This is a genomic window from Candidatus Moraniibacteriota bacterium (assembly GCA_016699385.1).
In the GTDB taxonomy this organism is placed as follows: Bacteria; Patescibacteriota; Minisyncoccia; order Moranbacterales; family UBA1568.
Map to the genome: position 1 here is coordinate 770,451 of CP064974.1, position 19,354 is coordinate 789,804.

The window sequence follows — 19,354 nt, forward strand, 5'->3', positions numbered from 1 at the left end:
ATGCTCAATGCTTGTTACCACATCCCAACCAACTACCCACTACCACCCCCCTACTTCCACCCCTGACCCGTTATCCGCCAGACGATTTGTTCTTGTTGGACATTGACGACGCCGCCGGGGGTTTGTTGGGGGACAATTTGTTGAAGTTTTTTGAATTCCATCGAGAGTCCGAAGAAATTGGACGCGTCGGCGGACTCGACAAAGGCGATGGTGTAGTCTTTGCGATTCTCACTCCGCCCGGCAATTTCTATTTCCGGATTCCACGGCTCGGTGAGATGCATCTCGGCATTGTAGGATTCATAGAGCGCGGAAAAGGTTTCGGCGAGCGCGGGGCTCGCCTCGACAATGGTCGAAACGCCCAAGTCCTCGCGCGCTTCTTTCCGCCCGATATAGTATTGGTGCGAATAGAGCTTCTCTGTAAAGTGTTCGATAATGTTCGCGATTTTTTCTTTGGTCATCGCGCGCAGGTGACTCTTGAGGAGCCGCTCGGCGAGAATCTTGATGAGATTGTGCGTCCGATTCACATTGCCAAGAGCGAGGGGATGCACCGCGGGGGTCGCCTCCATAAATTTCATAAAGATATCGGCAAGCTTCTCGTCGCTCTTCACGCCGAATTTGTTCTTCGCGAGGTCGAAATAGCTCATCACCTCCTCGACCGAAATCGGAATGCGTCCTTCGGGATTCTTGGGATCGGCGGGATTGAAAAAGTTGGAGGTCGAGGGATCGATCGGTGAGAGTTCGCTCATATCGCTCATTACGATTTCGTCCGCACCGAGCGCGATCATCGTCGCCGCGGAGTGCGCCTTGTACGGCACGAGAACGGAAAATGTCTCGCAATATTCGCGGATCATCGAAACGAGACGCCACGGCACCATAGTGTCGCCGCCGGCGCTATAGAGGACGAGATCGATCCGCTTCGTCTTCCCGATCGCGCGAAGGCGCCGGCTCACAATGGGGATGATATCCATCGCGACCCGCGCATTGACCGGTCCCTGCCGATCACTCGTCACGTACGCAATGACCCGCGACCCCCGCTCCCGCTCGATCGCCTCAAACAATTTTTTCCGTTCCATAGACCTGTTCTGTAAAAAGAAAAACCGTTCCGGAAGTATATACCGGAACGGCATGAGAGACAAGAATCATCAGTAAAATTTCGAGATCACTTCATCTTTGCAAGAGTGTCGTCCTGAGCCCTTTTCTTTTCGTCAACTCTTTCTTTTTCTGCCACCTCTCTTGCATTGAACTCGTCTACGAGGGCGCTCAATCGATCGACAAGCTCCCGGTCATCACGAAACTCTGACATCCATTGCCGCGCCACTTCGACATCGCCCTCGCCGCTCACAGAAAACCTTCGCCAGTCATCCTTCCGATAGTCAACAACCAGGGTATGCAGAATCTGGTGACGGAATCCGGAGTCGCTTCCCGAGAGAGCCCTCAACAGCTTCGGCAGTTTCCATCCCTCGATCAAGGGTTGTTCGGCGGTATGGTACTCCGCCAAAAAACGCACCTGACTCTCGAATAACCCGAGAGGATAGAGCGGGACATCATCCCATACGAACCGGTTAATGATGCTCGCATAACAGACAAGCGCTTCCTCCCATTCTTCTCTCGGCTTCGATTGCCCGGCGATTTCCGCCCGAATGATATTCCTCATCTTCAAGTCCGCCTTCACCTTCCAGTACTCGGCAATATCCTTTGAGCGAAGGAGTTGCTCAAAAGGAGAGTACCCCGAAGCGTCCTCCATATTGGAAAACACGGAAATGTCCCGAAGCGAATAGAGACGAAAAAGCTTCTCCCCCTCTTCTTCGGAAAGAAGCGCGAGAAGCTCCAAAATGAACTTATTGTATGTCCACAGGACTTCATGCCATTTGTCCGGGATGGTGCAAAAGATCGTCATGCTCCGAGCTCTTTCAGCAAACGATTCTGGACGATCGCAAAAATCCTTCCTCAATTCGGAACAAAAATCGCACACGAGGTCTGCGCAATAGGAAAGGAGTTTGGGAGAAAGCACGCGGAGAGCGCAAAGAAATCTCTCCCCGCAATAGGGTTTGAGAGTAGTAGTGCCCCGCCAATACAACGGATTAAATTCATCCGACGGAACGATTAACAAGAAGAGTGCCCGCTTTTTGAATGAATCCCGCACATCCGAACCGAGAAGCGAAACAAGACTGTTCCATTCCCCTCTCGAAATAGTGTCCACCCACTCTTTCCAGATGGCATCCTCACCACGCGGAAAATGTGTCGCAAAAAACCGTTGAAGAGATACTATCGTATTTTTCATTTAATCTATCCTCTCATTGCCTGTGAAATACTCAAAAACCCACCTATTCTTGAACAGCTCAATACTTTTCCGAGTTGTTAAAGAACATGTATTTTTATCATACGAAAAAATTTTTGTCAATGAAAACGACTCTGCCGATTAAAGACAGAGTCGTTCCAATTTTTCCCTCCAAGCCTTACCGGCTCGTCAGGATCGTCATGCCGCCTTCGGCATTGCAGGCGCGGACTGTCACCATATTATTGGCATCGCGAACGATGGAATACCCCGTGAGTGCCACCGTGCCATTGGGATCAGTCGGAATGCTCTTGAGGTAGCTTCCAAGCGCCGTGCCGAGATCCACACAGTCCGTCGCTCCGGAAACCGCGCATCCGCCGGTTGCAATCGCGCAGCCGGTCGCCGCCGTGCCGATCTGCCGCTCCGTCGTCGTGATCGCCGCCGGGAACGTCCCCTTGGTATCGTTTACATAGGTATGCACCGCCGAGAGAATGTTTTGGATATCCGTCGTGCGTCGCGCATTTCTCGTATCTTGAAATCGCTTTGCCGGGTCGAGTGCCACAAAAACGACGACTGCCAATACGGCAAGCAAACCGATAACCAAGAGAATTTCCATGAGCGTAAAACCTTTCTGCTGTTTCATATGATTTTTCTTTTACGAAATTAGAGTAAATGACACCTTACGATACACAACTTCCTCGTGCGTCAAAACGAAAATTACAAAACACCGTTATCTCATATCGTTTTTGTTTTTAACGGATAGAAAATAGAAAAAACTTTTTTGAGTATAGCACAATTCTACAAAAAAGCATTATCGGGATACGGAAATATTCGTCCCACCTTCTGCAGAACAGGCTTTGACCGTCACAATGCCATTTGCATCAACTGCGACGGAATATTTCGTCAAAGCCGCCGTGCCGCCATTTGGATCAAGAGGAATTGTCTTGAGATACTTCGCCAGTGTTGCAGAAAAATTAACGCAGTCTCCGGTTGCAGCGACAGCACAGCCACCCGTTGCAATGGCACATCCGGAAACCGCGGTGCCAAGTTGTTTTTCGGTTGTTGTGAGACCTGCTGGCATTGCACCTTGATTATCCACGATATACGTTTGAATAGCCGAGAGAATCGATTGCACATCGGTCGATCGTTTCGCATCGCGCACATCACGAAAGCGTTTCGCTGGATCGAGTGCCACCAAAACCACTGTCGCCAAGACAGCAATCATGCCGATAACCAAGAGGATCTCAATAAGCGTGAATCCACCAACTCGATTTCTTTCGTTACAAAGTACTTTCATATATGGAGACTATTTTGAGCTCAAAGAGAACCTGAAACATCGCTCCCAAGTACCAAGACGACATCTTCTCCAGCATCTTCCGATATATCTCGACGACGCTCAAGTGAGAAATCGAGTCCGGCATTCGCCAAGAGCTCATCGAGAAATTCTTCCGGAACCAATGCTTTGGCACGGACAAACGAGACTGCGTGTGATGATTCGGCCGTACGAATAGCTGAGATGACAAATTTTTCTGCCACGAGATCTTCCTTCAGATGCGATGCTGCGCCAGAAATACCACTTCCATTTTCAAGAACCACTCGGAAGCTCGCATGGGTAACCTCCGGCACGTCTTCTTCTGACGGCACACTAGCAGGCGAGGAAACTGACCCCTCATCCTTCGTATCAAGCGATGGCGCATCCTCTATCGAAGGAGTTTCCGACTGCTCAAGAGGAGTATTATCACGCATATTCAATGAAATTGCTTGCTTTTTCCGAAGAAGAATAATAGTGCCACCTCCAAGGAGCACCACTACCACAAAGAGCATCGCAAGCACTTTGGTCCGTCGAGGTATTTGCGCATATGCTGCTGTTTGCTGTCCAAGTAATCGCTCGGAAGACGTTCGTTCATCGAGCGCATGCGGACGAAATCGTTCGTTTGTTTTTGATTCAGTTTCGGATGATTCTTCTGTATCATCACCCTTCTCGACCACACTGAGTTCAACAGAAAGGACACTCGGATCATTTCCAGACACATCCTTCTTCGTCGCCAGACCAAGAAGCGCACTCTTATCCGAAAATTCTATCGAGAACCCGGCGCGTTCAGCTTTTGTTCGATCAAAATTCACCAGATCATTCTCCGTACACGAACCAGTAAAGAGAATCCGTGAAGATGAAAATCCAAATCGATCTTTCATGAAACGTCCGACACTCTCTACTGTCTCAAATGTCAATTCCTGAAGTGATGTTGTACTCGAAAGCACCCGACCTCGCACAACACCCGCCACAAAGAAAAAGTCGCCTTTGTACACAAGAAGGAGGGGCTCTTCCCAATCAACAAACAATCTCGCTACCGCACATGACTCCGGAAGTGTGACCGGTATACGAAACCCCGCTTCTTTGAGAGCGGGCACTACCACACGCGCAAACGATGCGACCAGCGCCACAACTTGCACCGGTCGCCCGAGCGATATATCCGGCAAAGAAATTTCTTGGTAATCCCACGCGCTTTCCATGAGATTCTCCGGTATAAATTTCTCTGCAAGATCCCGCACGGCGATGCGCTCCTCTTCCAGAGATGCGTAGTTCGCGTCTTTTGGCAAGAGAAATGTCGCAACATATGTAAACTGCTCACCAACAAGCAGTCGCACATTGCGACCGAGTGCCGCACGCGCCGTCCCCAATACCGCTCTTACATTCTCAGTCGTCCAAGAAAGATTCACTATCTCATTCACCTTCCCACTCCGAATAGAGAAGCCCCGTATGGCACTCGGCGTTATAAAGAGAATTTCTTTTGTATTAAACATAGAGTATCAACATACGAAGTCCAGTATACACCCTCACGCGCAAAATATGCGACATTCACGGCAGAGCATGCCAGCGAGTGAGCGTCACTCCTGAACCCGTCCTTTCAAAAACAACTTGTACTGCCTGGTCATATGCCCCGTTTGTACGCACCACTCCTGTCCATTGACTTCCCGATTTCGATATTGTCACTACGCAAGACCCTTCCGGATGCGTGATTGTTCCTCCAGTATACGAGGCACTTGCTCGCGAAAAAAGCAGTGTATCTTCAACACACCCATCGAGCAATCCACGAGCATTCATTCCTTCCGAAAGCGCAAAAGAAGTTTGTGCATTACTCACCGAGAGAATTGTCACCGTCACCTCAAGCGCAAGCGTAACCGCCAGAAGAATAAAGACTGTAGAAAGAACAATAAAACCTCGAGAGTACTGCATATAGAAAGACCTATTAAAGAGGATTTGATCGAAGTTCAGCCGAAGACCGAATAGCAGTGGAGCTTGCATATTCGAAACGACCGCTCCCTGAAGTCGTACCAAGCTGGAGTATGAACCCAATATTTTTTGACGCTCCATCAACAGAAGAAGCATTAGTAAAAACCAATGAACTCACGACAATATTGCTCGATGTAAGAGCAACAGGCGCCGAGGCACCAAGTGCAACCCGAAGCGTCCCATTTGAGACATCGATAACAATCGGATCACTCGGCGCGATACCTCGAAGGGTCACTTTCGATCCAGAAGTACTCGCGATATTCACGCCAAAATTCGAATTCGCCGTGTCAATATCCGTTGCCTCACGAATAAAAAACGTGAGTTTCTCGGAAGCAAGTCGAGCGTTCGAGACAACATCATGATGCGTCCCGTTCTTTGTGCCTATTCCAATCATATTCCACCCAAAAGCGACAAGCGATGTCAAAACAATGCCAGCAACAGCAACATACAAGAGCATCTCGATAAGAGTAAACCCTCGTTGTGTGTGAATTCTTTTTGATAATCTCTTCATATTATCAGGCAACTCCTATTGTGGAGCAAATACGACAAATTCCTCCGCATTGGACGCACCTACACCAAATGCCCGATCCAATGTCCCACTATACGCAACACCAAAAAGGTTATTATTACTCGCAACATCCACCGAACCAACCACGGACGGCGAAGATGGTGAGGAAATATTCACTACCTGAAATTCAGCGACATCACTACTCGTTGCCAAGAAAGCAAGCGTATTGGAATTTCCAAAGGTAAGAGCAATATCATTGAGTGTGTCTGACACATTCACCGAACCAAGAAGCACGGGGCTCTCCGGCGTCGAGACATCGATTGTGTAGAGATCACTTCCTCGTCCCACAAGAAGTGTTGTCCCGGCAAGCGAGACCGTCGTTGCATCCGCCGTTCCAGAAAGATTCAGTGACCCAGCAAGAGAAGGTGACGACGGCGTTGAAATATTCACTACCTGTACTTCCTGAGTATCATTCGCCGACGCCACATAGGCAAAATTTCCCGAAGTAATCACTTCATTTCCATTTGCATTGAGATTCATCGACCCAACCAACGTCGGAGCACTCGGCGTCGCGACACTTACGGCAACAAATTCATCATGTGAGCCGCTTGCGCGCACCACATACACCATTGTGCCATTCATAAACACTCCAGAAGCATTTTCTCCGCCAGGAATATTAAATGTACCTACGACACTTGGTGACGATGGCGTTGCAACATTCACCATCTGAAGTTCCTGATTATTATTCTTGTTCGAAACAGCGGCAAGTCCACCAGAAAGAGCAATATTGGTGGGTGTTCCCGTAAGAGTAAGCGATCCCATCATGACAGGATTTGCTGGATTGCTCACATCAATGATGAGGAAATTCGGACTTCCACTTGGACGAATCATGTAAATAAAATTTCCCTGCGAACGTATCTTGATACCATTGTTCGTACCGGGTGCATCTAAACTCGCAATCTGCGTCGGGTTTGTCCAGTCTCCACCGCTACTCACCGGCAGATGCCAGTCAGTCAAATAAGAGACAAATGAAAGCGCATTGATTCTCGAAACCGAAACCGGCCATGTCACCGTCGACGTCACCTTTCGACTGAGGGGATCATTTGTTCCACCGCTTGCAACGACATTCCCGTTTCCATCACGAGAAACCGGAGCAACCGACACCGTTCGCACATATTTCCCATACGACGTCGACGCACCCGAAAACGCCCAGACACCGCCCGATCCCACACGATCAATACCGGAAGAAGCTGTCGTTGTAAGCGACGCAAACGATTGATTCTTCATCGAGCGAAGCGCTTCGAGTCCTTCACTTGCATAGTTCGACGCAACACTCTCTTCTTCTGCAAGTCGATCCGCTTGGAGTCCCTGCAAAAGAAGCGCAATCGCTCCCGACGCAAACACAGCAAAAAGCGCCGCTCCGAGAAGTACCTCGACGACGGAAAATCCGCGACACGCGCGAGCCTGAACAGAGTATTTCCAATCATGCCTATTCACACTCTTATTGTACCACGAAGATATTCTCTATCCCGTCCAATCGAGAAAACTTTTGAGCGCACGACGAAGCAAGAGGGTCGTTTCGCGGTCGATAAATAATTTCGGAAGCGATGGAAGCGCATTCGCAAAAAGTATGCGCAAAAATTTCACCGCATTTTCCCCAAAGGGAAGCGCAATTTCTGCCATCTCGCAATGTCTCGAGCACACAATTCCGCCCAAATCAGGACTGAAGAAATATCGTTCACCAGGAAGGAGCGCTTCTCGCCCAGCAGCACAGAGACGTACTTCGACCGAGTAGCCAAGCCGAGACAGAAATTTCCAAAAAAATCCCTGCGAAAGCAGAAAAACTTTTTCAAGAAATCGTACTTCTTCATCCGCATTCTCCCGCGGAAGCACACTCACGATTTCAAGCGATCGAAGAAAATTCAAGAGAAGCGCAAAAAGCTCCGAATCAACTTCATCCTCCTCAACCCTTGCGTCAACCGCCGACACCGCCTCGAGCGCTGCACGAAGCGATGTTTCGTTTCGGCGAACATTCGGGAAAAATTCTTCGGCAAGTGCACCCGCGATATTCCCTCTCCCACGATTCCTCATAATCGAAAGACTCGCGAGATTGATTGTCTCGAGTTGCCCTGCAAGCTTCGCCACAGGCTTCCGCACGCCCCGCGCGATCGCTCGCACCTTCCCACTCTCGAGCGTCAACAGCGAATACATCCGGTCTGTCTCGCCCGTATCGCGCTTCTTGAGAACTATAGCCGTGTAGGAGAGTTGCATGGAAACGGAACGCTGAATGGAAAATTATGAGTCCTGCAAAAAACGAAGGGCATGACCAACATTTGTTTCGTGAGACTGCGACATATCAAGAAAAAGTTTCGGATCGGGCATTATAGAATAATCGAAATTGCTCGGAACCCAATTCCTATCGAAATCTTGGTGTGAATGATGCCGATTTCCTGAAGCTACCCTCTCAGAGAACCTCTTCTTACGCTCCACTTCATCCTTAAGCTCGCAAACAATAATTTTCATATCAACGCCCAAGTCATTCTGCCATCGCTCAAAAATTCCAGGATTCGATGGGTGATTGAACGGCGACTCAATCATAATATCAACACCGTTCCGTATGGATTCTTCTGCCAAGTGAAACAGAAGCTCCATGGATATCATCCCTGCATTTCTGCTTTCTTTGAGAGAACCTCCTCCAAGCAAATCAAATAGACGCTCCTTGAGAGTGTCCTTGTGAAGACAGAAAATATTCAGTTTCTTAGACAATTCAACAGAAAGCGTCGTCTTCCCCACGCCGGCTTGCCCGCACACAACAACAACTCGACCCATAGCCATCTCAAAATATTTATTCCAACTTCCGCCCGATCACAAAGCCAACATAAATACCTACAAATCCCCCAATCATACTCCAGAAAATTGAAGCAATGGAAAATACACTCCCTCCCCACAAAACAGGAACATATCCCCCAACACTACTCCCAACAATAAGAAAGAAAAATATGAGTTTTTTAGTCATACGCGTTTCGATGCTTTTAATATATCTTGATGTAATATTTCATTTGATGCTGCTACCGGATAATACCGGTATTCCAAATCCTCTTCAAAAATCTTCAGATACTTTCCCGCGTCAAACACCTCACCATCTCTATCAGTCACTCGACACCCAGCCCCTTGCGCCACTGACGCAGCAAACATTTCATACAGCGGCTCACCTCCAATTGGGTCGAGATATGCATCGATTTTTCCAAAAGCCAAACGAAACCAATATATGTGCCCACTTCCAACTACGAGGCGTTTTGATTTTTCAAAAATATCCTTTACTTCACTGCTGCGTATTCTTTCTCTCTCATTTTCCAATGCAATAGCAACCCATGATTCTTCTACTTTTTCCACATCATCCTTTTCTGCACTCATTTGCATTCCATATACCACATCAAAGAATTTCGTTGGTTGAGTTCCCTCTACCAAAGCAAAAACACCGAGTTGATAGTCCAACACACCGGAAGCAAGGAGTGTATAGTCCCACGAAAAAACCGAGATGCCACAGGCGCCATCCAAAAAACCGCGCGAAGCAAGCGTGCTATTGCAAAACGGATCAAAGATAACGCGATATTCATTTTTTTCACCCAGAGTGTACAACCTACTTTCTTCCGAAAATATTCTCCCTTCTAAACCATACTCCCGAATCTTGTCCTTAATAATCCTATCGAGCTCCACATCGAAAGAATACTGGATGTTATTCCCCCGATCGACTCCATCAACTCTCAGAGCGAGTCGTTCAGAAAATTTCTTGTAATCTGTCAGGTAAGGAAGAATGAAGTTCCTCGCTGCCCGGAACGTATCAAGATAGAACTCGTTGAAATTTATCATACGCGTCTTAGCCAAAAGGTGAATTTCTCTCCTTCAATATTTACCTCTTCCGAATATTCTGCATCGGGAAGCGCTTCGTTTTTCACTTCTGTCGCGAGCACTTCCTTCTCTATCGTCTCCTTCAAATTCGGAACACTTTGACTCGCATCCCCAGAAAAAGCAAAGACTGTCTCTTCCCCGGAATATCCTAATACAATTCTATCCTCCACATTAAATCCCGCCTTCTTCCGCCCCTCCTGTATCGCGCGAATAATTTCCCTCGCCTCGCCCTCGAGTCTGAGTTCGGGGGTAATTTCGGTATCGAGACTTAACATCCACCCCCTAAGCAGCGGATCATTGAGTGACTGGAGACTAGACTGTTCCAGTCTTACTTCTTTTACATTCACTTCTTCCTTCAAAATATCCAAAAATTCTTTCTCAAGGTCTCTCAAAGGATGCTCACCATCTTTATACAAAATCTCTAAGAAGTGCAGTGGCTGTCGAACTTTAACTCTAGCGATAGATCTTTCTTTCAAAGCATCATTTATGATATCCCGAATCATATCCATCTTCACAAGAAGATTCTCATCAAGCAATCCTTCATCAGCAACCGGAAAATCTTCCAAATGCACCGACTCTTTCTCCGTCAAATTCCGATACATCTCTTCCGCAATAAACGGCGTGAAGGGCGCCATGAGTTTCGAGAGTGTGACCAATATGTCATACAACGTTTGATACGCGTCATCCTTATCCGCATCGTCTTCCGATTTCCAAAATCGCTTACGACTCCGGCGGATATACCAGTTAGAAAGATGGTCGAAAAATGGCACGAGAGCGCGCACTGCTCGATTGAGTTCATACGCTTCCATCGCGCTATTCACTTCTTTGATGAGTACCTGCAATTCCGATTGTATCCATCGATCAAGAAGATTTTCCGAAGTTACCGATGCTCCTTTCGGTTTCCATTCATCGATATTCGCATACATGACGAAAAACGAATACGTATTCCACAGCATTCGGAAAGAATTCCTCGTCGAATCAACAAGGTCTCGCTCAGAAAAATTAAAATTTTCTGCAGCAACTACCGGCGACGACAGGAGATAAAATCGAAGCGCATCTGCACCATGCTTCTCCACGATACCCATCGGGTCGGGATAATTTTTGAGTTTCTTCGACATTTTCTTGCCATCTTCGGCAAGCACCGTACCATTCACAATCACATGTTGAAATGCATTTGAATCTCGAAGACTGACACCAAGAACATGAAGATAATAAAACCACGCGCGCGTCTGATCGACGCCTTCTGCAATAAACTGCGCTGGAAATCCCGTTTCAAATTTCTCACGATTCTCAAACGGGTAATGCATTTCAGCATACGGCATCGACCCGCTATCAAACCACGTGTCGAGCACGTCAGGAATGCGATGCATTTCTTTTTTGCATTTTCTGCACAAAACAGTTATTGCATCAACAGTGTGCTTGTGAAGATCTTCAATTTTTTTTCCACTTGCATCTTCCAATTCTTTTGCCGATCCGAATACACTCATTTCTCCGCACTCGCATTTCCATATCGGCATCACACTTGCCCAATACCGCTGTCGTGAAATAGACCAATCCCTCGCACCTTCGAGCCACTTGCCAAACCGCCCTTCTTTGATATGTTCCGGTGACCACTGAATATTCTTCGCGAGTTCAAGTGCGCGATCTTTCACATTCGTCACCTTCACAAACCACGATGAAGTCGCATAATTAAGAAGCGGCGTATCACATCGCCAACAATGCGGATAGCTATGTTCATATTTTCTTGAAGCAAAAAATAAATCATTTTTCTCCAAGTATCTTTTCACATCTATATCTATTTCGCGGACTTCCTCGACTTTCCCTTTAGCTTTTTCACTTAAGTCCCTTCCAGCAAAATCTCTTACTTCTTCTTTCATTGTCCCATCCATATTTACATGTTGGACAAATGGCAAATTCTTTTCCTTGCCAAGATTCATATCATCTTCCCCAAACGCCGGCGCAATATGCACCACTCCTGTTCCCTCCTCCGTATTCACAAAATCCGCCGCATAAATCTTCCAGCCATTCTCTCTATTCTCAAGATTCTTGTCTTTTTCGTAATAATCAAAGAGTGGTTTATAAGACTTCCCAACAAGATCAGCGCCTTTCACAAGTTCAACATCATATTTTTTATAGATCTCTTCCCAAGATAAGTGCGCCAAAATATCATCATTCAATCCTGATGCATCATCAAATATATCCCTCAATTCTGTTAAACCAGCATTGGCACTCAAGTTACACTGAAGAATATTCCTCGCAACAATATATTTTCCAGGTCTTATTGGACTATCAGACAATCTCTCTCCTGAATCCGGATTAAGTCTCGACCTATATTCCAAATCTTTTTTATTGATAATGGCGTATTCAATATCCTCCCCAACTGCCAAAGCCACATTCCCTGGCAATGTCCAGGGCGTCGTCGTCCATGCAAGAACAAACGTATTCGGCTCATCAACGAGTTCAAACTTCGCCACAACCGATAGGTCTTTCACTGTCACATATCCCTCCGAAACTTCTTGCTGTGAAAGCGTCGTCTCGCATCGCGGGCAAATATGCATCGATCGATAGCTCTCATAGATAAGTCCCTTATCCCAGAGTTCCTTGAACACCCACCATACGGATTCCATATAGTCACGATCCATGGTTCGATAGGCATGCTTCATATCTGCCCACCGTCCGATGCGCGGAATAATCCTTTCCCACTCGGCAGCAAATTCCAAAACTTTCGATCGGCAAAACTCATTGAATTTCGCGACGCCAAGCGCTTCGATATCTTTCTTATGTTTAATGTCAAGTTCTTTCTCTGCAATATTCTCTATCGGCAAACCATGACAATCCCATCCCCATTTCCGCTCAACCTGAAACCCGCGCATCGTCCAATACCGCGGCACAGCATCCTTCAAGATATTCCCTACAATGTGACCATAGTGAGGTGTCCCAGTTGCAAAGGGCGGTCCATCATAAAAAGTATATCTCGGCGATCCCTCGCGATTTGTCACCGACTTCTCAAATATTTTTTCCTCCTCCCAAAAGTCGAGAATCTCTTCCTCCATCTTTGGCAAATTCATCTTCGAATCAACTTTTTTAAACATAGGCGTCTTATGAAAAACAAAAAATCCTCAACGCAAAGCCTGCGCCAAGGACGTCCGAAATATTTCGCAACGTGGTACCACCTTGTTTCTCCCTTTCCACTCTCGCAAGATTGGGACTCATTTCCGCTATAACGGGCGCTCCCGGGAGAATCTACTCTCTTGCCATGTACACAAAACAAGATTTCTCTCTCCGGCTCCGAGATGATAATCTCATCAACGCCAATACAGAAAACGTATCACGATTCCCTACCACGAAGCAAGTCCCCTGGACAAGTCTCCAAAATTTTGTAGAATGACAATGTTTTCCAACAGATCATTAACAAACAAAGAAAGAGGCTGCAACATGCGCAGAAATACCCATAACATGCTAATGCACAGGATATCTCAGGAAAGGACACTCTCCATCGCCACACGACGTCGAATTAGCTCCCGATATCCCCATAAAGACCCTCTTGAGAATGCCTTGGACAAATCAGGGGCAGATGAGGTTATTTTCATCCCCAATGAAACGCAGCAGAGAAAAACGTAAAACGTTTTTTCTTTTTTCAAATCGAAACAGTTCTCCCCTCGCACGATAAAGGAAAGAACAAATGAAGTTACTCCCCGAGGCAAAGAAACATACTTCGTTTTTCCTCGTTCCACAAAGAGTAGTAAAAGATACCACGAGTATTTGCCATAAACAGCCCCCGTCAGACAGTCAGTACGAGTCACGCAATCAAAGAAAAGGAGGACGACGCCAACTTCCGCAGTGGTCACATTACCCTAGATAGAAGGAGATTCTTTTGGAGAATCCGCCTGATCAACCAGTAATGCGTTCTCAACAAGTGGTAAGCTCCCTCCGTCGTACTGCACACCACGTGAAAGAAACGCCACCAGAAGATCTCGACACTGCCACAAGCATCAAGGTGGCTTCACTAAGGGGAAGGCGAGAAAACGAAAGAAAACAAATCAAACAGCTAGTATAACTGGCTGAAGAATATAGAACCAAAACAACACGCCCGCCGCAAAACTGCGACGGGCGTCTTCATACCCAATAAAAAGCACCATCTACATTTCTACCTTCAACATTTCTCCACGATGAAAGCGGTGGCGGTCTTCGGATAACACCGACTCTTCAAGCGTCAGTCCGACAAGAATCCCATGAAGCAATTGCAAAGTGTCTCCATGTGAGACAATCACGATGCGCTCCCCTCGGTGCTCAGACAACACAAAATCTCGGAAAGATATGAGTCGCTCTCGAACGATTGCGAAGTTCTCGACACCATCTGTCCCATCAGTCTCCAGTCGTCGCCGTGGCGGCGGATATTTCGCTGTCAAAGTTGTCCACGGGCCATCTTCAAATACTCCATAGCCTGGCTCTCGCAATCGCATGTCTTCAAAAGAGGGCGCGCCCGTCTTCTCAGCAATCACTATAGCCGTCTCGCGCGTCCGTGTAATCGGAGAGAAGAAAATGACATCAATAGATTCGCGAGACAATTCTTCGGCGCGCGCCGCAACCTGCCGACGCCCCTCATCGGTCAAATGATACGAATGCCGCTCCGGAAACGAACTCGCCACATCCAAAATATTATGCTCTGCTTCCCCGTGCCGTACCAAGAAAAATACCGTATTCTTCATAGAAAATCTTTGTTCATTTCCCAAGAAACATCGAAACATCGTCAATAATGCCAATGGCGAAGTAAACTATCACCACCAAAAGAAGCGTGACAGCAAACCGTCCCACTCTATTATCCAGACTCGTTTTTTCTTTGACAAATAGCATAAGCGCGCCCGACAAAAAACTCAAAGCGCAAGAGTAGTACCGCGTAGGGGATTCGAACCCCTGATTTCCAGGATGAGAACCTGGCGTCCTAACCGGGCTAGACGAACGCGGCATATTCCCAAAAGCCTGTCCAAAAATTCTCTTTCATCGTGAAATATGAAGTTTTCGGACAGACTCTAAGCAGGAGCGGAAGGAATCGAACCTTCACCGCTGGTTTTGGAGACCAGCATTCTACCACTAAACTACGCTCCCGAAGCAAGGAAATCCCTACTTCGACTCCGTTTGCAGAGTGTGTTTGCGACACGATTTGCAAAATTTCTGAAGTGAAAGCTTTTCCTTCACTTTCTTCTTGTTGCGCCTCGTGTGTCCCACAATCTTCTTGCATTCACTGCAACGAAGCTTCACCATGTTTTCCTTGATCGCACCCATAACACGTATCTTAAATATTCTATACCTCTCCCCTCTTGAGCCGTTGACCGGAATCGGACCGGTGACCTTCTCCTTACCATGGAGATGCTCTACCAACTGAGCTACAACGGCAAATTTTCTTGTATCTTAGTAATAATCTTATTCTGCATTTCATCACTCACTATCCGATTGAGATCTTCAAGCAACGTGTAATGATGACCGAAACGAATATCCTCAAAGATCTCCCTTCCAAAATCGACCGAATGATTGTATCGCGGCTTCACATGCCAATGCACATGGGGTTTGGGGTCCGGTAATTGATATGCATTATTCATCAGACATGACCAATTGAACATCGTTGCGCCGAAAGCGCTACGAAGAGCCTTCTCAAACGTTTTTACTACCTCAAAGAAATTAACCGCTTCCTCCTTCGTCAATTCGGCCAAGTCTCCACAACCCTGTCTTTTCAAGGCAACGACACAGTAACCAAGATATGTCTGTTCTTCAGCAAGACCAACACGCCAATAATCAGTTTCAAATACGAGCTTCTTTTTGAACCGCATAACTTTTGATAAAAACTACTAAACCCTGTGGGCAGGGAGGGATTCGAACCCCCGTAGACCGAAGTCGGCAGATTTACAGTCTGCTGCGATTGACCGCTCCGCCACCTACCCATATCACCAACACTCTCGAACTCATCATCTCTTTCTCCTATCTTCCTCAAAATTTACTCAAGAAGAATACAAAAAACTCATACCTTACACACTGTTTTTCGGAAGAAATTATTTTTCGCGGCTTTCACAGCGATCACGCGAAGACAAGCAAAAAATAATTTCTTCCGAAAAACGACTTTTCTCAATAGACTCTCACAGAGCCTGAGGTCGGATTCGAACCGACGACCTGCTGTTTACAAAACAGCTGCTCTAACCAACTGAGCTACTCAGGCATCCCTCCACTACAAGAGCCCTTGCAGAGACCTTTCGCACTCTATCACGGTGTCCGGTCCTTTTCAAGCAGACGCTCGAGTTTCCGGATTTTTATCTTGACGAGACGATAGGCGGGGCTCAATTTGAGCACCTGACGATAGCATTCCTTTGCATCAACCAGATTCTGCTGTTCAAGATAATAGTCCCCCAATCGCTCATATGCCTCAATATCTCTCGGATTCAGAGAAATGCGCTCAATAAGTATATCCTCCAGTTGCTCCTTCTTCTGCGGAGCGACTGGTTCAACTTCACGAACCGGAAGAACAGGACGTTCTCTTGTCGGACGAAGACGGCGCATGGTATCGCCAAGTGCTCGCCCGATATTGGTCGAGACCCTCTTTGTTCCACGATCGGGTTGATCTTCCAAAGTTGGCTGAAGCGGCTCAGAAACAAGTGGTGGCAAATCTTCCTCCTTCAATGGAATCCGGAAATCTGGAGCCTCCCTCTGAGAAGAATCCTTTGGAACTTCTGCTGGCAAATCAGTCCGAGAAACACTCCGCCGATCAGCGCCCAACCATCGACGAAGACGACTTGATTGATCAGTAAGAGACGCTTGAGAACCTCCCGCTCCCGAATCATTCATTATCGAATCTTTCTGTGCATCGGCAACATTTGAAGAAACATCTCCGGACATAGAACCAATAGGCACTACCTTTGATCTTTCTGAGCGAGCCTGCTTCCTTTCTGCAATGCGATCCGCTACCTGAACACGCGCCGAATGAGCTGATGCCGCCAAGGTATTGAGCTTATTGTGAATCTTGAGCGACAACAGCTTCGAAAGACGCGCGAATCGTTCAACCAAACCCAAAAATAGTCGCTTCATCCGGTCACTCATCGAAAGAAGCGACCCGCCTGATTCGCCTGACTGCTCACGCTCCAGACGCTCCACTTCCGGCAACTTTCGGAAAAAAAGATACAACAAAAGAGCGAGAGCAAGAACAACAAAAAACGGCGGGAGAATGAGAGCAAGCATAGAGAGAGCAATTCGGAAGCCAAACGAAAGAATCCAATTCAATCATAACAGAAAAGAACAATCCGCGGCAGAGGATATATATCTTTCTACAAATCGAAGCGGACAAATCCGCCAATCTGAATACGCTCGCCCATCTTGGCAATCGATTCTGTCAACACATCACCAACAGTCTTTGACGAATCCTTCACGAAAGGCTGCGTAAGAAGCGCCGCTTCCTCGCGGAACTTCTTTTCTTTTCCAATAAGAATCGTTTGCGCAATCGCTTCCGGCTTCTTCTCAGCAACAAGCTGTTCCTGCCACACTGCACGCTCTTTCTCGACAGCAAGAGCATCCACTTCTTCTGGTGAAACCACACGCGGATTCATCGCCGCCACATGCATCGCGATATCTCTCCCGAGAGCCACAAATGCCTCGTTCCGAGCCACAAAGTCTGTTTCACAGAGGAGTTTCACAAGCACTCCAATACGAGCATTCGAATGAATATACGAAGCAATAATACCCTCTTTTGCCTCCCGATCCGACTTCTTCAACGCCTTTGCTTGCCCGCGCTTCTTCAAGAGGTCGACCGCTTTTGATTCATCTCCCTGAGATTCGTCGAGCGCCTTCTTGACATCAACAACACCAGCGCCCGTCATTTCACGGAGCCGTTTTACCATCTCAAGAGATACTGTTCCCATAGAACATTCTTTTAAAGAAAACATTTCATTCACAAAAATACACAGGATGTGCCAGAGTCACAGAGTGCACCGCCTATTGCTTAGACACTGGTGTCGGCTCTATCTTTGTGGACTCGAGCGTCTTTCCAATCGCACCAAGGAGAAGGCGAAGTGATGAAATAGCGTCATCATTTCCCGGAATAGGATAATCAATCGAGGAAGGATCGGCATTGCTGTCGACAATACCAACTAGCGGAATCCCCGCACGACGCGCTTCGCGAATCACGATAGCGCCCTCCTTGGCATCGGCAAGAAACACCGCTCCAGGAAGCTCGTTCATATATTTGATACCGCCCATGCTCTTTTCGAGCTTCTCAAGCTCTTCAGCAATTTTCATACGCTCAAACTTGGTGTAGCTTTTGAAGTCCCCGCGAGCAAGTTTATCTTCCGTTTCACGCAAAAATTTCGTCCGCCCGCGAATAACAGAAAAGTTTGTAAATGTCCCACCAATCCAACGATCAACCACGAAGAAGAGTCCGAGCCGCTTCGCAAATGATCGAATCAGATCATGTGTCTGTTTCTTGGTACCAACGCAGAGAATCGGCTTACCGCTCTTCTTGACCAAAGCAAGAAATGCCGCTGCTTCCTCAAGTTTTGTGAGTGTTTTCTTGAGATCGAGAATATTCAGATTATTCCTAGTCGTATAGGTATAGGCTTCCATTTTTGGATGCCGACGCGACTTCATATGCCCAAAGTGAACACCCGCCTTAAGAAGCGTCTCGAGCGTCACATCTACCGCTCCAAAGTCGAGATTTGCGAAGTAATCCGACGTCAAAACATTCGCTGTACTCGCTGACGGAATAACCGTCACCTCTTTTTCCTCCGACAGAGTCTCTGTCTTCGTCTCCTCATCAATCATACAATTCTTCTCAAAAAATTATCCTTTTCTTATGCTTCCTTCTGCCTCTCCCCACGACAATAGCGCTAAGAGAACCCTATAAAGTCTCTACCGAGACCAGGAAAGGATTCGGGGACAAGCATGAATGATAAACCGTTCCTCGCCCTCAAAAGAGCAAGAAACAAGTCAAAAGGATTCTAACGGATACTTCCCCCCTTGTCAATTTCCAAGAGGCATGATACACTCGCCAAGAACTTGAATTTGAACCCTAACGAATGCTTATGAAAACCGATATTCACCCAACATACACGCGAGAAGCCGTCATTATCTGCGGCTGTGGTGCCACAATCAAAACCGGATCAACCCGCGCCGAGATCAATATAGACGTCTGCGCCAACTGCCACCCGTTCTATACCGGCAAAAAGAAACGCATCGACTCAACCGGTCGAGTCGATCGATTTGAGAAGCTTTCCAAGAAAACCGAGGGATTGAAGACAACTGCCCGTCCAAAGCGTATCAAACTCGCCGAAAAATCCAAGCGCAAAGCCGAGAAGACTGCTACCGCTTCCAAACCCAAGAAATAGCGCCACCGACT

The 19,354-nt window shown here is 47.2% G+C and carries 20 protein-coding genes and 5 tRNA genes; 1 reads left to right on the forward strand and 24 read right to left on the reverse strand.

Annotation, left to right across the window (positions count from 1 at the left end; translation table 11 throughout):
• Window positions 1–50: 50 nt before the first annotated feature.
• From IPJ67_03750 to rpsB, 24 genes are all read right to left on the reverse strand, one after another.
• Window positions 51–1,127 (reverse strand): hypothetical protein, encoded by a 1,077-nt coding sequence (locus IPJ67_03750; GenBank protein QQR77233.1) that lies wholly within the window; start codon window positions 1,125–1,127, stop codon window positions 51–53.
• Window positions 1,128–1,159: 32 nt separating this feature from the next.
• On the reverse strand, window positions 1,160–2,281 hold the full coding sequence (locus tag IPJ67_03755; GenBank protein ID QQR77234.1) for a hypothetical protein: 1,122 nt from the start codon (window positions 2,279–2,281) through the stop codon (window positions 1,160–1,162).
• A 175-nt stretch (window positions 2,282–2,456) separates the two neighbouring features.
• Window positions 2,457–2,918, reverse strand: coding sequence for a prepilin-type N-terminal cleavage/methylation domain-containing protein (locus IPJ67_03760; GenBank protein ID QQR77235.1), 462 nt, complete (start codon window positions 2,916–2,918; stop codon window positions 2,457–2,459).
• Window positions 2,919–3,086: 168 nt separating this feature from the next.
• Window positions 3,087–3,572, reverse strand: coding sequence for a type II secretion system protein (locus IPJ67_03765; protein ID QQR77236.1), 486 nt, complete (start codon window positions 3,570–3,572; stop codon window positions 3,087–3,089).
• 20 nt (window positions 3,573–3,592) lie between these two features.
• A complete protein-coding gene (locus IPJ67_03770; GenBank protein ID QQR77237.1) occupies window positions 3,593–5,077 on the reverse strand; it encodes a LytR C-terminal domain-containing protein in 1,485 nt (494 codons plus the stop codon).
• Window positions 5,078–5,132: 55 nt separating this feature from the next.
• Entirely contained in the window at window positions 5,133–5,510 is a 378-nt protein-coding gene (locus IPJ67_03775; protein QQR77238.1) for a hypothetical protein, read from the reverse strand.
• Between the two features lie 13 nt (window positions 5,511–5,523).
• Entirely contained in the window at window positions 5,524–6,078 is a 555-nt protein-coding gene (locus IPJ67_03780) for a type II secretion system protein (GenBank protein ID QQR77239.1), read from the reverse strand.
• A gap of 15 nt (window positions 6,079–6,093) precedes the next feature.
• On the reverse strand, window positions 6,094–7,572 hold the full coding sequence (locus IPJ67_03785; protein QQR77240.1) for a hypothetical protein: 1,479 nt from the start codon (window positions 7,570–7,572) through the stop codon (window positions 6,094–6,096).
• Window positions 7,573–7,599: 27 nt separating this feature from the next.
• Window positions 7,600–8,346: a DNA repair protein RecO gene (gene recO / locus IPJ67_03790; protein ID QQR77241.1), complete on the reverse strand. Its 747-nt coding sequence runs from the start codon at window positions 8,344–8,346 to the stop codon at window positions 7,600–7,602.
• A 24-nt stretch (window positions 8,347–8,370) separates the two neighbouring features.
• Entirely contained in the window at window positions 8,371–8,904 is a 534-nt protein-coding gene (locus IPJ67_03795) for an AAA family ATPase (protein ID QQR77242.1), read from the reverse strand.
• Between the two features lie 16 nt (window positions 8,905–8,920).
• Entirely contained in the window at window positions 8,921–9,091 is a 171-nt protein-coding gene (locus tag IPJ67_03800; protein ID QQR77243.1) for a hypothetical protein, read from the reverse strand.
• Window positions 9,088–9,945: a hypothetical protein gene (locus IPJ67_03805; GenBank protein ID QQR77244.1), complete on the reverse strand. Its 858-nt coding sequence runs from the start codon at window positions 9,943–9,945 to the stop codon at window positions 9,088–9,090. The genes IPJ67_03800 and IPJ67_03805 overlap by 4 nt, the downstream gene beginning before the upstream one ends.
• Complete coding sequence (locus IPJ67_03810; GenBank protein ID QQR77245.1) at window positions 9,942–13,076, reverse strand: isoleucine--tRNA ligase; 3,135 nt, start codon at window positions 13,074–13,076, stop codon at window positions 9,942–9,944. Before IPJ67_03810 ends, IPJ67_03805 begins: the two co-directional genes overlap by 4 nt.
• A 1,047-nt stretch (window positions 13,077–14,123) precedes the next feature.
• Window positions 14,124–14,693: a histidine phosphatase family protein gene (locus tag IPJ67_03815; GenBank protein ID QQR77246.1), complete on the reverse strand. Its 570-nt coding sequence runs from the start codon at window positions 14,691–14,693 to the stop codon at window positions 14,124–14,126.
• A gap of 182 nt (window positions 14,694–14,875) precedes the next feature.
• Window positions 14,876–14,950: transfer RNA gene (locus tag IPJ67_03820), tRNA-Glu, on the reverse strand.
• 69 nt (window positions 14,951–15,019) lie between these two features.
• Window positions 15,020–15,090, reverse strand: a tRNA-Trp gene (locus IPJ67_03825).
• A gap of 15 nt (window positions 15,091–15,105) precedes the next feature.
• Entirely contained in the window at window positions 15,106–15,267 is a 162-nt protein-coding gene (gene rpmG, locus IPJ67_03830; GenBank protein QQR77247.1) for a 50S ribosomal protein L33, read from the reverse strand.
• 38 nt (window positions 15,268–15,305) lie between these two features.
• Window positions 15,306–15,378, reverse strand: a tRNA-Thr gene (locus IPJ67_03835).
• Entirely contained in the window at window positions 15,369–15,809 is a 441-nt protein-coding gene (locus IPJ67_03840) for an HIT family protein (protein QQR77248.1), read from the reverse strand. The genes IPJ67_03835 and IPJ67_03840 overlap by 10 nt, the downstream gene beginning before the upstream one ends.
• Before the next feature lie 28 nt (window positions 15,810–15,837).
• Window positions 15,838–15,920: transfer RNA gene (locus IPJ67_03845), tRNA-Tyr, on the reverse strand.
• Between the two features lie 198 nt (window positions 15,921–16,118).
• Window positions 16,119–16,192 (reverse strand) — tRNA-Thr (locus IPJ67_03850).
• A gap of 44 nt (window positions 16,193–16,236) precedes the next feature.
• The gene (locus IPJ67_03855; GenBank protein ID QQR77249.1) at window positions 16,237–17,205 is read right to left on the reverse strand and encodes a tetratricopeptide repeat protein; all 969 of its coding nucleotides are present in this window, start codon (window positions 17,203–17,205) and stop codon (window positions 16,237–16,239) included.
• 86 nt (window positions 17,206–17,291) lie between these two features.
• Window positions 17,292–17,882: an elongation factor Ts gene (locus IPJ67_03860; GenBank protein QQR77250.1), complete on the reverse strand. Its 591-nt coding sequence runs from the start codon at window positions 17,880–17,882 to the stop codon at window positions 17,292–17,294.
• Between the two features lie 73 nt (window positions 17,883–17,955).
• The gene (gene rpsB, locus IPJ67_03865; GenBank protein ID QQR77251.1) at window positions 17,956–18,780 is read right to left on the reverse strand and encodes a 30S ribosomal protein S2; all 825 of its coding nucleotides are present in this window, start codon (window positions 18,778–18,780) and stop codon (window positions 17,956–17,958) included.
• Window positions 18,781–19,040: 260 nt separating this feature from the next.
• Between rpsB and rpmE the strand changes: the two genes are divergently transcribed.
• Window positions 19,041–19,343 (forward strand): 50S ribosomal protein L31, encoded by a 303-nt coding sequence (gene rpmE / locus IPJ67_03870; protein ID QQR77252.1) that lies wholly within the window; start codon window positions 19,041–19,043, stop codon window positions 19,341–19,343.
• Window positions 19,344–19,354 lie beyond the last annotated feature (11 nt).

Excerpts from the sequence above, each read along its gene's own strand:
- IPJ67_03765 (QQR77236.1), bottom strand. The coding sequence starts at position 3,572 with ATGAAAGTACTTTGTAACGAAAGAAATCGAGTTGGTGGATTCACGCTT.
- IPJ67_03815 (QQR77246.1), bottom strand. The coding sequence starts at position 14,693 with ATGAAGAATACGGTATTTTTCTTGGTACGGCACGGGGAAGCAGAGCAT.
- IPJ67_03810 (QQR77245.1), bottom strand. The coding sequence starts at position 13,076 with ATGTTTAAAAAAGTTGATTCGAAGATGAATTTGCCAAAGATGGAGGAA.
- rpsB (QQR77251.1), bottom strand. The coding sequence starts at position 18,780 with ATGATTGATGAGGAGACGAAGACAGAGACTCTGTCGGAGGAAAAAGAG.
- rpmG (QQR77247.1), bottom strand. The coding sequence starts at position 15,267 with ATGGGTGCGATCAAGGAAAACATGGTGAAGCTTCGTTGCAGTGAATGC.
- IPJ67_03760 (QQR77235.1), bottom strand. The coding sequence starts at position 2,918 with ATGAAACAGCAGAAAGGTTTTACGCTCATGGAAATTCTCTTGGTTATC.
- IPJ67_03840 (QQR77248.1), bottom strand. The coding sequence starts at position 15,809 with ATGCGGTTCAAAAAGAAGCTCGTATTTGAAACTGATTATTGGCGTGTT.
- IPJ67_03795 (QQR77242.1), bottom strand. The coding sequence starts at position 8,904 with ATGGGTCGAGTTGTTGTTGTGTGCGGGCAAGCCGGCGTGGGGAAGACG.
- IPJ67_03800 (QQR77243.1), bottom strand. The coding sequence starts at position 9,091 with ATGACTAAAAAACTCATATTTTTCTTTCTTATTGTTGGGAGTAGTGTT.
- IPJ67_03770 (QQR77237.1), bottom strand. The coding sequence starts at position 5,077 with ATGTTTAATACAAAAGAAATTCTCTTTATAACGCCGAGTGCCATACGG.
- rpmE (QQR77252.1), top strand. The coding sequence starts at position 19,041 with ATGAAAACCGATATTCACCCAACATACACGCGAGAAGCCGTCATTATC.
- recO (QQR77241.1), bottom strand. The coding sequence starts at position 8,346 with ATGCAACTCTCCTACACGGCTATAGTTCTCAAGAAGCGCGATACGGGC.
- IPJ67_03780 (QQR77239.1), bottom strand. The coding sequence starts at position 6,078 with ATGAAGAGATTATCAAAAAGAATTCACACACAACGAGGGTTTACTCTT.
- IPJ67_03860 (QQR77250.1), bottom strand. The coding sequence starts at position 17,882 with ATGGGAACAGTATCTCTTGAGATGGTAAAACGGCTCCGTGAAATGACG.
- IPJ67_03805 (QQR77244.1), bottom strand. The coding sequence starts at position 9,945 with ATGATAAATTTCAACGAGTTCTATCTTGATACGTTCCGGGCAGCGAGG.
- IPJ67_03855 (QQR77249.1), bottom strand. The coding sequence starts at position 17,205 with ATGCTTGCTCTCATTCTCCCGCCGTTTTTTGTTGTTCTTGCTCTCGCT.
- IPJ67_03775 (QQR77238.1), bottom strand. The coding sequence starts at position 5,510 with ATGCAGTACTCTCGAGGTTTTATTGTTCTTTCTACAGTCTTTATTCTT.
- IPJ67_03755 (QQR77234.1), bottom strand. The coding sequence starts at position 2,281 with ATGAAAAATACGATAGTATCTCTTCAACGGTTTTTTGCGACACATTTT.
- IPJ67_03750 (QQR77233.1), bottom strand. The coding sequence starts at position 1,127 with ATGCCGTTCCGGTATATACTTCCGGAACGGTTTTTCTTTTTACAGAAC.